Origin of the sequence: Exiguobacterium sp. SH0S2 (assembly GCF_004337185.1) — a bacterium.
In the GTDB taxonomy this organism is placed as follows: Bacteria; Bacillota; Bacilli; order Exiguobacteriales; family Exiguobacteriaceae; genus Exiguobacterium; species Exiguobacterium aurantiacum_A.
Genome location: NZ_SJVB01000002.1, coordinates 110,388 through 126,390 on the forward strand (window position 1 = coordinate 110,388; position 16,003 = coordinate 126,390).

17 protein-coding genes are annotated in these 16,003 nt (G+C 55.2%); 3 read left to right on the forward strand and 14 right to left on the reverse strand.

The window, feature by feature from the left end:
- Positions 1-9: 9 nt before the first annotated feature.
- From flgL to EVJ21_RS05400, 7 genes are all read right to left on the reverse strand, one after another.
- A complete protein-coding gene (gene flgL, locus EVJ21_RS05370; RefSeq protein ID WP_131456630.1) occupies positions 10-960 on the reverse strand; it encodes a flagellar hook-associated protein FlgL in 951 nt (316 codons plus the stop codon).
- 6 nt (positions 961-966) lie between these two features.
- Positions 967-2,469: a flagellar hook-associated protein FlgK gene (flgK, locus tag EVJ21_RS05375; protein ID WP_201738969.1), complete on the reverse strand. Its 1,503-nt coding sequence runs from the start codon at positions 2,467-2,469 to the stop codon at positions 967-969.
- 12 nt (positions 2,470-2,481) lie between these two features.
- Entirely contained in the window at positions 2,482-2,838 is a 357-nt protein-coding gene (gene flgN / locus EVJ21_RS05380) for a flagellar export chaperone FlgN (RefSeq protein ID WP_070328643.1), read from the reverse strand.
- A 110-nt stretch (positions 2,839-2,948) separates the two neighbouring features.
- Positions 2,949-3,200 carry a flagellar biosynthesis anti-sigma factor FlgM gene (locus EVJ21_RS05385; protein WP_016509310.1) on the reverse strand — a complete coding sequence of 84 codons (252 nt, stop codon included), beginning with the start codon at positions 3,198-3,200 and terminating at the stop codon, positions 2,949-2,951.
- Positions 3,201-3,224: 24 nt separating this feature from the next.
- Positions 3,225-3,569 (reverse strand): flagellar protein, encoded by a 345-nt coding sequence (locus tag EVJ21_RS05390; RefSeq protein ID WP_131490054.1) that lies wholly within the window; start codon positions 3,567-3,569, stop codon positions 3,225-3,227.
- A 58-nt stretch (positions 3,570-3,627) separates the two neighbouring features.
- On the reverse strand, positions 3,628-4,296 hold the full coding sequence (locus tag EVJ21_RS05395) for a ComFC family protein (RefSeq protein WP_131464086.1): 669 nt from the start codon (positions 4,294-4,296) through the stop codon (positions 3,628-3,630).
- The gene (locus EVJ21_RS05400; RefSeq protein ID WP_131490055.1) at positions 4,293-5,447 is read right to left on the reverse strand and encodes a DEAD/DEAH box helicase family protein; all 1,155 of its coding nucleotides are present in this window, start codon (positions 5,445-5,447) and stop codon (positions 4,293-4,295) included. Before EVJ21_RS05400 ends, EVJ21_RS05395 begins: the two co-directional genes overlap by 4 nt.
- A gap of 183 nt (positions 5,448-5,630) precedes the next feature.
- Between EVJ21_RS05400 and EVJ21_RS05405 the strand changes: the two genes are divergently transcribed.
- On the forward strand, positions 5,631-6,068 hold the full coding sequence (locus tag EVJ21_RS05405) for a hypothetical protein (RefSeq protein ID WP_131490056.1): 438 nt from the start codon (positions 5,631-5,633) through the stop codon (positions 6,066-6,068).
- Here EVJ21_RS05405 and treC read toward each other — a convergent pair.
- The 6 genes from treC to EVJ21_RS05435 form a co-directional block, all read right to left on the reverse strand.
- On the reverse strand, positions 6,050-7,687 hold the full coding sequence (gene treC / locus EVJ21_RS05410; protein ID WP_131490057.1) for an alpha,alpha-phosphotrehalase: 1,638 nt from the start codon (positions 7,685-7,687) through the stop codon (positions 6,050-6,052). The genes EVJ21_RS05405 and treC overlap by 19 nt on opposite strands.
- An 84-nt stretch (positions 7,688-7,771) precedes the next feature.
- Positions 7,772-9,220, reverse strand: coding sequence for a PTS system trehalose-specific EIIBC component (gene treP, locus EVJ21_RS05415; protein WP_131464094.1), 1,449 nt, complete (start codon positions 9,218-9,220; stop codon positions 7,772-7,774).
- Positions 9,221-9,424: 204 nt separating this feature from the next.
- A complete protein-coding gene (treR, locus tag EVJ21_RS05420) occupies positions 9,425-10,168 on the reverse strand; it encodes a trehalose operon repressor (RefSeq protein ID WP_131464096.1) in 744 nt (247 codons plus the stop codon).
- A 15-nt stretch (positions 10,169-10,183) separates the two neighbouring features.
- The gene (locus EVJ21_RS05425; protein ID WP_131464098.1) at positions 10,184-11,032 is read right to left on the reverse strand and encodes a DegV family protein; all 849 of its coding nucleotides are present in this window, start codon (positions 11,030-11,032) and stop codon (positions 10,184-10,186) included.
- A 95-nt stretch (positions 11,033-11,127) separates the two neighbouring features.
- The gene (locus EVJ21_RS05430) at positions 11,128-11,823 is read right to left on the reverse strand and encodes a response regulator transcription factor (RefSeq protein ID WP_131438756.1); all 696 of its coding nucleotides are present in this window, start codon (positions 11,821-11,823) and stop codon (positions 11,128-11,130) included.
- 22 nt (positions 11,824-11,845) lie between these two features.
- On the reverse strand, positions 11,846-12,970 hold the full coding sequence (locus tag EVJ21_RS05435) for a sensor histidine kinase (RefSeq protein WP_174545515.1): 1,125 nt from the start codon (positions 12,968-12,970) through the stop codon (positions 11,846-11,848).
- A 174-nt stretch (positions 12,971-13,144) separates the two neighbouring features.
- On the opposite strand from EVJ21_RS05435, the gene EVJ21_RS05440 reads away from it, so the two are divergent.
- Positions 13,145-13,786: a YigZ family protein gene (locus EVJ21_RS05440; protein ID WP_131464100.1), complete on the forward strand. Its 642-nt coding sequence runs from the start codon at positions 13,145-13,147 to the stop codon at positions 13,784-13,786.
- A 41-nt stretch (positions 13,787-13,827) separates the two neighbouring features.
- Positions 13,828-14,829 carry an LCP family protein gene (locus tag EVJ21_RS05445; RefSeq protein ID WP_070328630.1) on the forward strand — a complete coding sequence of 334 codons (1,002 nt, stop codon included), beginning with the start codon at positions 13,828-13,830 and terminating at the stop codon, positions 14,827-14,829.
- Between the two features lie 57 nt (positions 14,830-14,886).
- Here the strand turns inward: EVJ21_RS05445 and EVJ21_RS05450 are convergent, their stop codons facing one another.
- Positions 14,887-15,939 carry a glycosyltransferase family 4 protein gene (locus EVJ21_RS05450; RefSeq protein WP_070328629.1) on the reverse strand — a complete coding sequence of 351 codons (1,053 nt, stop codon included), beginning with the start codon at positions 15,937-15,939 and terminating at the stop codon, positions 14,887-14,889.
- Positions 15,940-16,003: the final 64 nt, after the last annotated feature.

Consider the following 16,003-nt stretch of genomic DNA (forward strand, 5'->3'; position numbering starts at 1 on the left):
CATCCGCGCTTACCGGAGGAAGTCGAGGAGCGTCGGCTGGATGATGCGGGCCCCGGCTGAGAGTGCGGCCCGGTGTACCGTCTCATGTGACTTGAGCTCCATGATGACTTTCTCGATATCGATATCTTCATTGTTCGACATGATCGTCTTGGCGATGATCTCGTGGTCTTGCAGACGATTATCGACGAGTTCGAGCCGGTTGGCGCGAGCACCGAGTTCGGCCCGCTCCGTGATCAAGCTTTGACCGAGCGTGTCGAGCGTCGCCAGTTCGGCTGATAGATCGGCCCCGCCTGTCGTCGCTGCCCCAAGCAAGCCACTTAATTTTTGAAGTCCCTCAAACAGCTTTTGTCCAAAGACTGTCTCCGGTTGCATATTCACTTGCATCTTGATCCCTTTCGAGACTTCGAACTCGATTTTGCCGCTCGGGTCAGGATCACCGGGTATTTCGTTTGCTGTATAAATTTCAGCAATCGTGACCGGATTTAAAGGATCGTTCTTTAAATAGCCCTTTAACTTGTCCATATCGATAAGCGGCTGATCCGTCTTTGTCCCGTTATAAATATACTTCTCGCCGGCTTTCGAGTTCGCGAGCGAACCGATATGTTCGACGAGTTGGTCGATCTCACTCTTGATGATCTCGCGTTGTGACGACTCGTACGTGTCGTTCGCCGCTTGCGTCGTCAGTTCACGGATCCGTTTGACGGCTTCCGTCACTTCGTTCAACGTCGAGTCGGTCAAGTCCATCCAGCTCGTCGCTTCGCTGACGTTACGACGGAACTGGTCGACTTCGCGCACTTCGGTCCGGTAACGGATGCCTTGCATCGCGACGACCGGGTCCTCGGACGCTTTTTGGATCCGTTTCCCGCTGATCAGTTGTTCTTGGACGCGGGCGAGCGTGTTATAGCTGCTCGATAAATGTTTCAAGTTCGTCTGTGTGAGCATCGTCTGTGTGACACGCATTACTCATTACCTCCCTACGACACCCATGCCGTTAATGATTTTGTCGAGCATCTCGTCGACCGCCGTGATGTTCCGTGCCGCCGCGTTATAGGCGTGCTGGTACTGGATCATCATCGTCATCTCTTCGTCGAGCGAGACCGCGCTCACCGATTGGCGGCGCTGGTCCGAACTCGCCATGAGCGCGAACGTGCTCTTGGCGAGACTTCCGCTCTGGCTCGCCGAGACGGCCATGTTGCCGATGACGTTTTGATAATACTTCCCGATCGACGAATTGGTCGTGACCGAGCCGCCCGTAAACGCCAACGCTTGGTTTTTCAAGTCGGCAAGCGCCAACGCCCCACTGCCGTCACCGATGTTGCCGTCTTTTGAAGCGGCGATCAAATCGAGGTTCTTCATAATGTCATCGCCGACGGTTATATCCGCCGCACTCGTCACGTTTACGAAAAATTGATCCGTGCCGGCGACGCCTGTCGCATCGATATTGCCACTATGCGCGGTGTTGAAGGCAGTCGCGAATTGATTGGCCATCTCATCCAAATCTTTCAGCATGACGGTGAAGGCCCCGTCAATCCCTTCGTTCGCACCCTCGCCATACATTTCGACGAGTGCTTTCAACTTCCCGTTCGGAATCTCGGCGTGGGTGAGCGGCGTGACTGCGCCTGCCGCATCCGTCAATTCGAGGCCGTCAAATTTCCCGATCCCTCCTCCGATGGCGTCAACGAGTGTCACGTTGTTCGGTGCGGCTTTCGTTCCGAGGTTGACGACAATATCGATCCGCCCCTCGGCCATCCGCTGCGAGTTACCGCGCGTCTCGCCGTTCAAGTAGTCGACCGGTTTGCGCTCGAACTCGACGTATTGCGCGAGCTCGTCCATGTAGCGGTCACGTGCGTCATACAGTTCGTTTGGGAGCGCGCCGAGCGGTTCCGCGTCCCCGATTTGACGGTTGACGTCGCTGATCTTCGTCAACAGGTCGTTCACTTTCTTGATGACGACGTCGGCTTCTGACTTCAAATCGTCTTGGACTTTCGTGAGCGAGGACGACATATAGTTGAACGTCTCGGCGAGCGTCATCGCCCGTTGACGAACGACGCTGCGGGCGCCGGTGTCATCCGGGTTGACCGACAAGTCTTGGAGCGATCCCCAGAACAAGTCGAGCGATTTGGCGAGACCGTTCTCAGAAGGTTCGTTGATGATATCTTCCATCCGGCCGAACGCCGCTTCTTTCGTCGCGTAAAACGAGTTTTTGACCGTCTCGTCACGGTATTGTTGGTCGATCATCAAGTCGCGGATGCGGGCGAGCGTCTCCCCGCGTACGCCCGTCCCGAACTGTCCGGCCTTCGTTCCGCCGAAGTTGACACTCAGCTGTTCGGTCATGCCAATTGACAGTCGTTGACGCGAGTAGCCCGGGTTCGAGGCGTTGGCGACGTTGTTCCCCGTCGCCTGCAGCGCCCACTGGTGCGTCGTCAAACTGCGTCGCGCCGTCTCTAATCCCATAAATGTTGAACCCATAAATGTTCCTCCTTATACGTCACGGCTGAACGAGCGTGTCTCGAACGCCTGTTGCCCGTATGTGAAATCGTCTGCTTCTGGCATGAGCATGTCCAAATGCCAATTGATATACCGGAGCGACTGTTCGAGCAACGTCGCGTTCAGTTCATTCTGTCGCTTCAGTTCGAACAGCACCGGTCGTAGCGCTTCCTTCTCTTCATCGTCCAAAACGAGCAAACCTTGAAGTCGTTCCGTCTCTTTTTGTCCGATTTGTCGGACAATCGTCGCTTCTTCTTTGACGAGCGCGCTGAAAGCGGGCATATCGCCTTTGATGAGCAGTTGTTCTTTTGCGTAAGCGAGTTCGAGTAAACGTGTATGTAATGTGAGCATAATAGTCTCCTTTTTCCAAAAAAAGAGCCGACTAAAAAGGGGTTCCCTTGTCTAGTCAGCTTCCGTGCCGTGTTATAAGTGCGAAGGCCTCAAGCGGACCTCGCTTCCATTCATCCTTGTAGAAAGCGTTTGGCGATGTCGCGCGCGTCCCGTGTATACGTCCCTGCGTTGATCTCCGCCTTCAAGGCGCTGATCTTCTCAAGACGGTCCGGATTTTTCACCGGTTCTTCAAACCGGGCGCGGGCTTCAGCCGATATCGATATTCGGTCCGTTTGGCGTGTTAGCTCGGGCTTCGTCTCGGCTAGCGTTTTCTTCTCGTAAGTGTTCGGTAAATGTACCCACTTTGCAGAATCGATGCGCATGCGTGTCCCCCCTCTTCTAAGTTGTTAGTCCAAACGATAAGCGCGAGCGCTCGTCTTGGTTACACTTGCTTGTAAACCTTGTAGTTCTTGCTGCATCTCTGCCTGACAAGTCGAACAAACTTTTCCTGCGTTCGTCGCCTTGCCGCAGCGCACACAAGCGATGCTCATTGCTGGGTTGTCCTTGATGATCAAGCGTCCTTCATGGATATATCGCGTGATATCAAGTTCGGAGACACCTGTCGCTTCGACTAAGGCCCCGATCGTTGTCTGTTTGTTGGCTGGTTCCCGAATGAAGTCCCGAACTTTCAAGAAGTTTTGGAAATCGACTTCACTACATGACGGACAGTACGGTGAGCGGCTTTGTTTCATAAACAAACGCCCACACATCTGACAAGTTGCTGCTTCCAATGTCATTCACCTCTGCCCTTTATATCGGACGCATTTTTGATTTGTTTAGCGCCCGGAACAGGCAAACCGCAGAAACTTCTGCATAGCCGGCTTTCTTCAGTGTGTACGCTGCTTGGTGGAGCGTCGTACCGGTCGTATAGACGTCGTCGACGAGCACGATTTTCCCATATGTAGTCGCAGCTTGTACAGCAAACGGGTTTGGACGGTGCCGCCTTTCTCCTTTCCCAAATTCACGCTGACTTGAAACCTCTTCTTTTTGAAGGAGTTGCTGCGTCGGTCCGATTGATCGGGCGAGCACGTCCGCCTGGTTGAAGCGACGCGTCAAAAGCCGCTCCTCCCCGAGCGGGATGGGCACGTAAATCACGCCCGGTTCACGCGCGTTTCGTAACGTGTCCCGAACATGATCGACGAGCGCGACATCCCCGCCGAACTTGAAGCGATGGAGCCACGTCGCACCGGCCTCGTCGTAGGCGTAGAGGCAACGGACCGTCAAATCGAGACCGAGCGCGAGCCAGCGGACGCAGTCCGGGCACGTCTTCCCGTCTGGGCTCGGATGACCGCAGCGGGGACAGCCCGGCTCGAGCGGGGTCAACATCGCTTCACAGTCCGGACAGACCCAGTCACGTTTTAAAAGTGTCGACGGACTCCACGGCACCGTCATCGGTTGGCGGCAGACGAGGCAGTTCATCGCCGGTTCGCCTCCTCGATCGCGCGGATGGTCTGGTCTTGCCGGAACGTCCGCTCGGTATAGAACAAGACGACGTCCCCGGTCGGCGCGTCAGGCTTACGTCCGGCCCGGCCCGCCATCTGGATGAGGGCGCGCGTCGAGAACAGACGATGGTCACTATCGAGAATGGCGACCTGGACGCCGCGGACGGTCATGCCGCGCTCCCAAATCGACGTCGCGAGCACGATGCCGTTCGTTTCTTCTAGCCAGACAAGCGTATCCGTCCGCGCATCGGTGTCGGCCGAGACGGCCCGGTAGTCGAGCCCGGCCGCCTCAAGTAGCTTTCCATAACGGACAAGGTCCGGTTTCGTCGGGACGAACAATAGGCGCGGCGCCACATGGCTCCGGCAAAAGTCGAGAATGGCTGACTCGGCCTGTTTGACGAGCCGCGGCATCGGCAAATCGTGGCCGTGGTAGCGGCGCGACAAGTGGGTGGTTGGAAACTGACGTTGCCACAGCGTCGGTGTCGCCGTGACGAACAAGAAGACACCTTTACCGGCACGATAGAGTGTCCACCAGAGCGATAAGTCGAAAGCGAACGGGAACGCGTCTGACTCGTCGACGAGAACATAATCGAACACGTCGCGCAAATTCACAAGAAGCGGGGCCGTCGCGACGGTGATCATCCCAATCGATTCCTTGTCCCCGCCTCCGTAGCGCCTTGTGATTGGGACGGTGAAGCTTGCCTCGAGCCGGTCGGCCCACTCGATGGCGACGTCACGTCGTGGCGAGACGACGAGAACGCGCTTCCCTTCGTTGACGATGCGGGCAATGACCGGGAACGCCATCTCGGTCTTGCCGGCACCGCAGACGGCGTGGACGAGACCGGTCTGTCGTTTCTCCCACCACGTGAGTAATTGCTCGCTGACACGTTGTTGCGCGTCTGCCAGCTCGAACGGCATAACGAGTTCAGTCGGTTCGACCGGCGTCGTGACGTCGATCTCTGCTAAAAAGTCACAGCGGCATACCCGCCCGAGGTGCAAGCAATTGCGGCAATACTGACATGCGCCGTGATGACAGGTGAACGCGCGGATATCGGTGCTCAGACAGCGCTGACAGACGCCGAAGCGGATGGCCGGTTTCCCGTTCGGACTAACGACGAGGTGTCCCAATAAAATCAGTCCTTTTTCACTGACATTAGCATATAACCGTTAAGTCCACATGTCATGCTCGTTGATGGAACAGGAACGGTTAATGCTAATACATCAAGTCATATCATGCGACAGACGGAGGTGAAAAATAAAGTTACCGACTATACTACGAGTAGACCATTAATTGGAAATGAGGAGGATTTCGTGTTTAAACGACCTATCCATAACGTACTAACCGGCTTAGGAATGATTGCTGTGTTTTGCCTCGGTTGGTGGATTTGGTATGTGTTGAACGGTAGCGACGCGGCCGAACAACGAGCCGTCCGAGCAGCCGAAACCTATGTCGATATGACGTATCCCGAGCTGGAACTTAACGTGATTGGTGTGACATACTTATCTCTGTACGATGCGAAATATTACGTGTTGTACGCGTCCCCGTCCCATGTCGACACTGAATTGTGGGTGCGCGTCACTCGAGCGGGGGAAGTCGTGGACGACAATTTCGGAGATGCTGCGAGCGTCTCGTCGGACGTTTCCCTTTCATTGGACCGACGTGATGCCTTACCATGTAATCAGAAAAACTCGCCAGACGAATTCGTCTGGCGAGTTTTTCTGATTACGCTTTATGCGTTACGTTTATAGAACATGATCGCCTCGTACGCCCGGAGCGACAACGTCGTTCCGTCGAGCTGCGGCACGTCGTAGTTATGGCTGACGACGTCGGCGCATGTGAACCGTTCCGGGATCTCATACGTCGTCTCGGGTCCATAGAAGTTGGCGACGACGAGTACTTCTTCGTCGTCCGTCTTCCGCGTGTACGCCCAGACGTCTAGGTCCTGTTTCGTCAACAGCGTATAGTCCCCGTCCGTCAACACGTCGAGCTCTTTGCGGAGCGAGATCAAGTTCTTGTAGTGGTAGAACACCGAATCCGGGTCGTCGAGCGTCGTCTCGACGTTGACCTCCGTATAGTTCGGCGCCACGTTGATCCATGGCGTCCCGCTCGTGAAGCCGGCGTGCGGCGTCGCGTCCCACTGCATCGGTGTCCGTGAGTTGTCGCGTGACTTCTGTTTGATGGCGGCCATCATGTCCTCGTGCGACACGCCCTCGTCGCGCTTCAGCTTGTAGATGTTGAGCGTCTCGATGTCGCGGTACTCGTCGAGCGAGTCAAACCCTGGGTTCGTCATGCCAATCTCTTCGCCTTGATAGATGTACGGTGTCCCTTGTAGGCCGTGGAGCACGGTCGCGAGCATCTTGGCGCTCTCGACGCGGTGGTCGGTATCGTTGCCGAAGCGGCTGACGACGCGCGGCTGGTCGTGGTTGCACCAGAAGATGGCGTTCCAGCCCTTGCCGTGCATCCCTTCCTGCCACGTCGACATGATGTCTTTCAGCTGCACGAAATCGAACGGTGCGGCGACGAACTTCTCGCCGTTCGGGTAATCGACTTTCAAGTGGTGGAAGCTGAACGTCATGCTGAGTTCACGTTCGTCCGGGCTCGAGTAGCGGACGCAATGGTCGAGCGTCGTCGACGACATTTCGCCGACCGTGATGACGTCATGCCCCTCGAACACTTCGCGGTTCATCTCTTTCAAGAACTCATGGATGCGCGGCCCGTCCGTATAGAACTTGCGGCCGTCCGATTCGTCCTCCGGGAAGTCCTGTTGCTTCGAGATCAAGTTGATGACGTCGAGGCGGAACCCTTTGATGCCTTTCTCGCGCCAGAAACGCATCATCTCGTAGACGTCCTCACGCATCTGTTCGTTCTCCCAGTTCAAGTCGGCTTGCGTCTCGTCGAACAAGTGGAGGAAGTACTGGCCGCTCTTGTCGTCATACTTCCAGGCGTTGCCCCCGAACTTCGACTCCCAGTTCGTCGGTTCGTCGCGCCAAATGTAATAGTCCCGGTACCGTTCGTCACCGGCGAGCGATTTTTGGAACCACTCATGCTCGGTCGACGAGTGGTTGACGACGATGTCCATCATCAGTCCGATCCCACGCGCCTCGGCCTCGCGGACGAGCTCGTCAAGGTCTTCCATCGTCCCGTACGATGGGTCGATCGCGTAATAGTCGCTCACGTCGTACCCGTTATCGTTTTGCGGCGACTTGTACACCGGTGTCATCCAAATATATTCGATGCCGAGATCGGCCAGATAATCGAGTTTCGACGTCACTCCTTTAATCGAGCCGGTAGCGTTACCTTCCGGGCTGTAAAAGCTTTTTGGATAGATTTGATAGACGACTGATTTGCGCCAGTTTGTTTGTGTCATGAACGACAGCTCCTTTTGTAAGAGTTTTCATTTTGATAGGAAAAGGGGAAGAACCTCCGTCCCTCCCCTTGATGAATCCCCATATTATGCGACTTTGTCTACTTTCAGCTCGCCTTTTTTCATGTAGCGTTTTGACAAGGCGAACGTGAGCACGAACGGGACGACGATCGCAATGACCATCCCGACCATGAAGAGCAAGATTTTATCTGTGAAGATCGACAGGAAGCCAGGGAGTCCCCCGACGCCGATGCCGATGGCCTGGACGTCGTTCAGCGTGATGAAGACGGCGGCAATCGCCGACCCGATCATCGCTGAGTAGAACGGGAATTTGTTCGGCAAGTTCACCCCGAACATGGCTGGCTCGGTGATCCCAAAGTAAGCCGAGATTGCTGACGTCGATGCCATACTCTTTTGTTTGGCGTTGTGTTTATAGACGAAGAACATCGCGAGCGCCGCCGAACCTTGAGCGATGTTCGACAGAGCGAGCATCGGCCAGATGAACGTGCCGCCTGTCTCCGCAATCAGCTGAAGATCGATCGCGATGAACAAGTGGTGCATCCCCGTGACGACAAGCGGTGCATAGAACAAACCGAACAATAGCGCACCGACGACCGGTACCGCTTCGAACACGTTGACGAGACTCGTCGCGATGACGTTCCCGATTCCGCGTGTGACCGGTCCGACGATCGCAAGGGCGAGGAAACCTGTGACGACGATTGTCGTGATCGGCACGACGAGCAGTTGGATCGCATTTGGAACATGTTTTTTCAAGAAGATCTCGATATGGCTCAAAATGAAGGCCGCGGCCAAAATCGGCAAGATTTGACCTTGATAGCCGACTTTCTCGATTTCGAACAGCCCGAGGATGTCGAACGTCGGGATATCGCCTTCAAGCGCCGCTTGCCCGTAACCCCATGCGTTCAACAAGTCCGGGTGGACGAGCAGTAGACCCATGACGATACCGAGCACTTCGCTGCCACCAAAACGCTTCGTTGCCGACCAACCGACGAGGGCTGGCAGGAAGACGAACGCCGTGTTCGCCATCATGTTGATGAGATCCCATAAGCCTTGCAAGTTCGGATACGCCTCGATGAGCGTCGCGTCGTCGACGAACAGTCCTTCCGACGCGAGCAAGTTGTTGATCCCCATCAAGAGACCGGCGACGATGATGGCCGGGATGATCGGCATGAACACGTCCGAGAACACTTTGACGAGTTTTTGGAGCGGGTTCATCTTCTTGCCGCCTGACGATTTGACTTCAGCGACCGTTGCCGCCTCGAGCCCGGCGAGTTTGATGAACTCGGCGTAGACGCGCTCGACGTCCCCGGCACCGATGACGACTTGGTACACGCCCGAGTTCTCGAACGCCCCTTTGACGAGATCGGCTTCTTTTACTTTTGCCTCATTGACGAGCGACTGGTCTTTCAGTGAAAGACGGAGTCGCGTGACACAGTGCGCCGCTTTATCGACGTTATCCTTGCCCCCGATGGCTTCTAGGATATCCGCGGCGATTTGACGATAATCTGCCTTCATAAGATAGGCCTCCTTTGTGTGAAAGCGTTTTTTGAGAACGGTTACATATGATTACAAACAAAGTTTAACTTATATAGATGAGTTCTGTCAACAACTTATCTATATAAGTTTATCGTGACGAATGTGTGACAAGCGTTCACTAATTTTGTTCCCTCTCCTCCCGATTCAAAACGACAAAAAAGACCCCTTCTTAAAGAAGAAGCCTTATCGACGCGCCACATCGCTGAACTGAAACTTGTCGAGCCGGTGACGGGACTCGGTATATTCGAACTGTCTTCCCTCATACAAAAACGTGTCGTTCGTGATGACGATGACGTATTCGTAATCGTGAAGATCGAGGCGTGACCGGTCAAGCTCGGTCACGTCCTCGGCCGCGATTTTCCGCTTCGCGTAGCTGATCTGTTGCCCGAGCTCGCGCTCGACGTATTGATAGATCGAGTGCTCGGCAATCTGTTTCGTCAGACCGGGGACGAGGTCTTTGACGAAATAGTTCACGTCTAAAATGACGTTCTCCCCGTCGAAGTTGCGGACCCGTTCGATCCGGTAGACGAGCGTGGCGGGCTCAAGACCCATCCGCTCGGCGAGCCAACTCGGTGCCTCTATCTCCTCGAACGAGGCGACGCTCGTCTCGATCGAACGGCCGAGCATACTGGCGTATATTTCCGAGAAGCTGACGATGCCGTTGAACTGGAACTCGATCTGGTCGCGGCGCAGCACGAACACGCCTTTGCCATGATGTTTGCGGACATAGCCGTGCTCTTGGAGCAAGTCGAGCGCTTTCCGGACCGTGCCCCGGCTCGCCTCGTATTCATGCATGAGTTCTGTCTCCGACGGCAGTTTCGACTCCGCCTCGTATTCACCCGTTTTCATCCGCTCGGCGAGCCGTTCATAGATTTGACGATACTTGGCCACAAGCCCACTCCTTTCTTCATCGAAAAAGACGACCATGCGGCCGTCTTCTGTTTATCGTTCGCGGTGATACCACGTGATGCCGATCGCGCCAGGTCCAAGGTGTGTCCCGATGACTGGTCCGAAATGACCGCCCGTGACTTGCGCTTGCGGAAACTTCTGTTTCATCGAGGCGATCTCTTCGGCCTGACGTTCCGGGCAGTTGGCGTGGATAATGCCGATGCAATATCCCGCGCCGTCACCGACGATCGATTGGTCCATCATCTCTTCGATGCGACGGACCGCCTTCTTGTACGTCCGGATCTTCTCGAACGGGACGATCTGTCTATCCTGAAAATGAAGGACCGGCTTGATCTGCAGGAACGAGCCGACGAGCGCTTGCGCCGCGCTGAGCCGTCCGCCCCGTTGGAGGTGGTCGAGGTCATCGACGACGAAATAGGCACGGATCCGTTCACGCGTCTTCTCGAGATGCTGCATGATCTCCTCGGCCGAGGCACCATTGTCACGCATATGGACGGCCTCTTCGACGAGAAATGCCTGAGGCATGCACGAGATTTCAGAGTCGAACGCGTGCACGTTGACATCGACCATGTTGTTCAAGGCGATCATCGATTGATACGTCCCGCTGATCCCGCTCGAGAGCGTGATAGCGATGACGTCGGTCACTTCAGCCGGAAGGCTGTCGATCAGTTCGACCGTCTCCCCGATGATCGGTTGCGATGTCGTCGGCAAATTCCCCGCCTCGATCCGTTCATAGAACGCCTCCGTCGTGATATCGACGGCCTCACGGAACGATTCTCTGCCAAAAATCACGCTTAGCGGTGCGACGTGGACGTCGTGTCGCTCACAAAATTCGGCCGGCAAATAGGCGGTACTGTCGGTCAAAATCGCTATGTTTCCCATACTATATCCTCACTTTACATCGTTTCGTTTTTCCAATTGAATTAAGATTCCATTCCATATTGTAGCACAAAAGCGATGTATTGCATCGGTCTAGGTCAAATCTCGACCCACCCGCGGCGGATCGCATCGACGACGGCTTGCGTCCGGTCGTTTACTTCCATTTTGCGCAGAACCGACGAGACGTGGTTCTTGACCGTCTTCTCACTGATGAACAGCATGTCGCTAATATCGCGGTTCGAGCGGCCATCGGCGAGCAAGTGGAGCACCTCGACCTCACGGCGCGACAGCAACCGATAGACGGGATCGTCCGTCCGGTTCACGACGTTCCGTTCGGCTTGTTCTCCTTTGAACTGGAGCAGGCGCCGGTAATCCTTCAACACGTTCGTCGTCACTTTCGGATGCAAGTACGCCCCGTCTTTCGCGACCGAACGAACGGCCGAGATGAGTTCGCTTGAAGCAACTTCTTTCAACAAGAAACCTGATGCTCCCGCTTCAAGCGCATGTGTTATGTAAGATTCGTCATCATGGATCGACAGGATGAGGACGCGCGTGTCCGACGATGCCGCGGTCAACTGTTTCGTCGCCTCGATCCCGTTCAAGTCGGGCATGTTGATGTCGAGGATCATGATCTCCGGTTTCTCCTCTTTGGCGATGCGAATCGCATCAGCACCCGTCCGCCCTTCAGCGATGACGGTGAACTCGTCTTCTAAATCAAAGATCCGCTTCAAGCCCTCTCGAAACAGCTCATGGTCATCGACGATTGCGATGCGGATTGTATTTGTCATTTCCATCGTACACTCCCCTTTATCTGTATTACAAAATCGGGATCGACATGCGGACGACCGTCCCTTTGCCGATTTCCGAATCAATGTTGATACTGCCGTTCACAAGCTCGATCCGTTCGCGCATACCAACGATACCGAACGACTCTTGCCCGATCATACTCGGCACGAAGCCGACCCCGTGATCGCGCACGTGAATGTGAATCACGTCTAGCGCTTGCTCGACGTTGACGATGATTTCCGTCGTCTTCGAATGCTTGATCGCATTTTGGACCGCCTCTTGGACGAGCCGGAAGACGTTGATCTCGAGTTTTTCCGAGAGACGTGTCCGGTTGCCGCGGTAGTTGAGCCGCGTCTTGATCGCCGTGTACTCTTCCGTCTGATGTAAATAACGCTCGAGCGTCGGCAAGAAGCCAAGGTCGTCAAGCGACATCGGCCGCAGGTCGTAAATCAAGCGTCGTACGTCGACGAGCGCCCCGCGAATCAGCCGTTTCAGCTCGTGCAGTTCGGCGAACGCCTCGTCCTTGCCTCTTCGGTCGAACGTCTTCTCGATCAAGTCGGCCCGAATCAAAATATGGGCAAGCGATTGCGCGGGGCCGTCATGCATTTCCCGGGCCAGGTGGCGCCGCTCACGCTCAGCCGCCTCGAAGACGCTGATTGCCATCTCTTGCTTCTTCATCATGTCCGAATACTCTTGCTGCAGGTCGTCGCGTAAAAAGTTGAGGACGACCGAGACGCGGCTGACTAACCGGTCCGCCCGCTCCATCGTATCCTGAAGGACGAGCAACCGCCGCTCGAGGTCGTTTCGGCGCTGCTGGCTCACCATCTCCTCTTTTTGAATGAGGAACCGCTCGAGCTGCATCTGGTTGGCGAGTTCATACGCCTCGCGGATCTCTTGCTCACTATGTATATGGAACTTCTTACTCACTTGAACGAGTTTATTCTTCGCCGCTTTCACTAATAGATCGAGGCGCTCGGACTCTTTAATGTGAAACTCGATCTTTTGCGTCAACTCTTTTAGCTCCGTTTGGATCGACGAATACTCATTAGCTGAATTTTCAGTTATACGGACGATCTCCTCTTTACTCTCCGTCACCGTATCAATCATATTTGTTATGATATGCTCTAATGCTGTACGATCGGTAATATGATTCACGATGCCATCCCCTAATAGTTCGGTAGTAAGTCCTCATTTGTTTCTATTATCGACTGCATAAGCGTTCGTTTCCAGTAAGAATCAGAGGCTATCTTCACAATTCGCCACTTAATCTACAGACGCCTACTCGATTTCAAAAAAAATACATGAAAATAGAAAGGAGAATTTTCAGAAATGTCTACTGAACAAAATTATACTATAAAACAAGACGGAGAATACGAGGTCGTCATACAAAAATCAAAATTTATCGCTCACTTTAAACGCGTCACGACCGAAGCGGAAGCCCAGACGTTCATCCAAACGATCAAAAAAGCGCATTGGAGCGCCAATCATAATTGTTCAGCCTACATCATCGGAGCCCGGAACGAATTCCAAAAAGCGAACGATGACGGCGAGCCGAGCGGGACGGCCGGCCTGCCGATGCTCGAAGTGCTCCGTAAACGCAATCTGAAAGACACGGTCGTCGTCGTCACCCGCTACTTCGGCGGCATCAAGCTCGGCGGCGGCGGACTCATCCGCGCCTACGGCGGGACGGTGAGCGAAGGGCTCGATGCGGTCGGGATTGTCGAACGGTTGCCGATGCAACGTCTCACGCTCACGGTCGACTACGGATGGATCGGGAAAGTCGAGAACGAGCTCCGCCAGTCCGCTTATTTGCTTGACGAGATTGTCTATGCCGACACCGTCACGTTCCACATCTCGGTACCGGTCGAAGCGACCGAGGAAGCGCTCGCTTGGCTCGTCGATTTGACGAACGGTCAAGGCCGACTCGAGACCCAGGACGTCCGTATCATCGAACGTGATTTTGTGCGCTAGGTCCCGTATACTAAAAGAAATGACTGAAATGAGGAGACGACATGGAACAAGACTCCCGCAAGAAACGCTCCGTGTGGAAAATCGGTCTGCTCGTGCTTGGCCTCGTCCTGCTGATCGGCGGTTCGGCCTTCGGCTACTTCGTTTTCAAGGCGAACGAGACGGCAGAGACCACGAACAGCGAACTGACGCGTGGCGACAAATCGGAACGTCGCGACGACACGATCGATTTGACGAAAAATCACTTCTCCGTCCTGCTCGCCGGCGTCGATGGCGGTGCCTCGCTCGAAGAGGGACGGACCGACTCACTGATGGTGGCGACGTTCAACAAGGAATCTCGCCAAGTGACGCTCGTCAGTATCCCCCGCGACGCGTACGTCGATATCGTCACGGAGGACGGCGAGTTCAAGGACAAGATCAACCATGCGTATGCGTACGGCGGCATCGACACGACGATCGCCACGGTCGAGACGCTGTTTGACATCCCGATCGATTATTACGCGACGATCAACTTTGACGGCATCGAAGACCTCGTCGACGCGGTCGGCGGCGTCGAAGTCGACGTGTTGATCCCGATCTCAGGACGCGCCACCGGCAACGTCGAGCTCGAACCGGGCGTCCAGATGCTAGACGGCAAGGAAGCACTCGCCTATGCCCGCATGCGGAAAGACGACCCTGAAGGCGACATCGGCCGGGCCAAGCGCCAACAACAAGTGCTCGAGGCCATCATCAACGAGGCGACGACGATCAATTCGTTCACGAAGCTCAACCGGATCATGACTGCGGTCGGCAATAATATCCGAACGAACATGTCGCTCTCCGAGGCGTCCCAGCTCCAGCCGTATACGAAATCGCTCCGCTCATTCAACCAAGAGACGCTAGAAGGCGGCGACTTGACGATCGGCGGCGTCTACTATTATGAGTTGGACCAGGCGGATTTGAACGATAAGCGGGCACTGTTGAAAACAGAGCTCGGTCTTCCGGTCACGGCCGAAGACAGTGAACCTGACCCAGGCGACGGTTTTAGCGAGACGACGACGTACTGACCTAAAAAAACGACCAAGGACATGGCGTCCTTGGTCGTTTCTATGTGTATATCCAAGTCACGTCTTCGCCCGGCCGAGCAGGCGGCGTGACGTCTGGATGATCGGTTTGTAGTTCGGGTGGATCAACTCCGTCGACTCGACGATCAGTTCAATGACGATCAAGACGATGACGAACGTGATGACGGCACCGACCATCGTCGTCTTCGCGAACAGAATCGAGGCGATCCCGAAGAAGAACGTCATCCCGTACATAAGAAGCACCGCTTGGCGCGTCGTGAACCCCATATCGATCAACTGGTGGTGCATGTGTGACTTGTCAGGCGACATCGGCGGGCGCCCTTGGACGAGCCGGCGGACGATCGCGAAGATCGTGTCCGAAATCGGCAGTCCGAGCAAGAGGACCGGCACGACGAGCGAGAACAGTGTCACGTTCTTGAAGCCGATCAGCGAGAAAACGGCGAGCATGTAGCCGAGGAAGAGCGCACCCGTGTCCCCCATGAATATCTTCGCCGGGTAGAAGTTGTGGACGAGGAACCCGAGCGTGCTCGCGAGCAGCAAGAGCGCCATCATCGTCAAATAGACGTTCCCTTGAATGATGGCTAGGAGCGCGATCGTCCCGAGCGCGATGCTCGAGACCCCGGCGGCGAGACCGTCGAGGCCGTCGATCAAGTTGATCGCGTTCGTGATCCCGATCAACCAAAGCACCGTCACCGGGATGCTCCAAGCGCCGAGATAGAGCTGTTGGTCGAACGGCAAGTTGATGAGTTCGATCCGCATCCCGGCGTTCAAGACGACGACCGTCGCGATCATCTGCCCCATCAACTTGATGCGGGCGTTCAACTGGAACCGGTCGTCGATCAGGCCGGTCAAGATGATGATGACCGCTCCGATCAAGATGGCCTCGTTATAACGACTCGTCGGCAACAACAAGGCGTAGCCGATCAGGAAGGCGATGAAGATGGCGAGGCCGCCGATTCGCGGCATCGTCCGTAAATGTACTTTTCGGGCGTTCGGGTGATCGACCGCTCCGATCAGAAAAGCGAACCGGCGAACGAGCGGCGTGATCAAGATGGCCATCACAAAACTGACCAACATGGCAATCCATAACATGGCCAACGTTCCTCTCTCAAAAAAATAGACTCTGGCGAATTATAGCATATTTCCCGTCACCAAA

What these genes read in the sequence shown, in the direction of transcription:
- EVJ21_RS05385 (WP_016509310.1), bottom strand. Translation starts at nt 3,200, where the DNA reads ATGCGCATCGATTCTGCAAAGTGGGTACATTTACCGAACACTTACGAG.
- EVJ21_RS05440 (WP_131464100.1), top strand. Translation starts at nt 13,145, where the DNA reads ATGTCTACTGAACAAAATTATACTATAAAACAAGACGGAGAATACGAG.
- flgN (WP_070328643.1), bottom strand. Translation starts at nt 2,838, where the DNA reads ATGCTCACATTACATACACGTTTACTCGAACTCGCTTACGCAAAAGAA.
- EVJ21_RS05450 (WP_070328629.1), bottom strand. Translation starts at nt 15,939, where the DNA reads ATGTTATGGATTGCCATGTTGGTCAGTTTTGTGATGGCCATCTTGATC.
- EVJ21_RS05395 (WP_131464086.1), bottom strand. Translation starts at nt 4,296, where the DNA reads ATGAACTGCCTCGTCTGCCGCCAACCGATGACGGTGCCGTGGAGTCCG.
- treR (WP_131464096.1), bottom strand. Translation starts at nt 10,168, where the DNA reads ATGGTCGTCTTTTTCGATGAAGAAAGGAGTGGGCTTGTGGCCAAGTAT.
- EVJ21_RS05445 (WP_070328630.1), top strand. Translation starts at nt 13,828, where the DNA reads ATGGAACAAGACTCCCGCAAGAAACGCTCCGTGTGGAAAATCGGTCTG.
- flgL (WP_131456630.1), bottom strand. Translation starts at nt 960, where the DNA reads ATGCGTGTCACACAGACGATGCTCACACAGACGAACTTGAAACATTTA.
- flgK (WP_201738969.1), bottom strand. Translation starts at nt 2,469, where the DNA reads ATGGGTTCAACATTTATGGGATTAGAGACGGCGCGACGCAGTTTGACG.
- treP (WP_131464094.1), bottom strand. Translation starts at nt 9,220, where the DNA reads ATGAAGGCAGATTATCGTCAAATCGCCGCGGATATCCTAGAAGCCATC.
- EVJ21_RS05430 (WP_131438756.1), bottom strand. Translation starts at nt 11,823, where the DNA reads ATGGAAATGACAAATACAATCCGCATCGCAATCGTCGATGACCATGAG.
- treC (WP_131490057.1), bottom strand. Translation starts at nt 7,687, where the DNA reads ATGACACAAACAAACTGGCGCAAATCAGTCGTCTATCAAATCTATCCA.
- EVJ21_RS05425 (WP_131464098.1), bottom strand. Translation starts at nt 11,032, where the DNA reads ATGGGAAACATAGCGATTTTGACCGACAGTACCGCCTATTTGCCGGCC.
- EVJ21_RS05390 (WP_131490054.1), bottom strand. Translation starts at nt 3,569, where the DNA reads ATGAAACAAAGCCGCTCACCGTACTGTCCGTCATGTAGTGAAGTCGAT.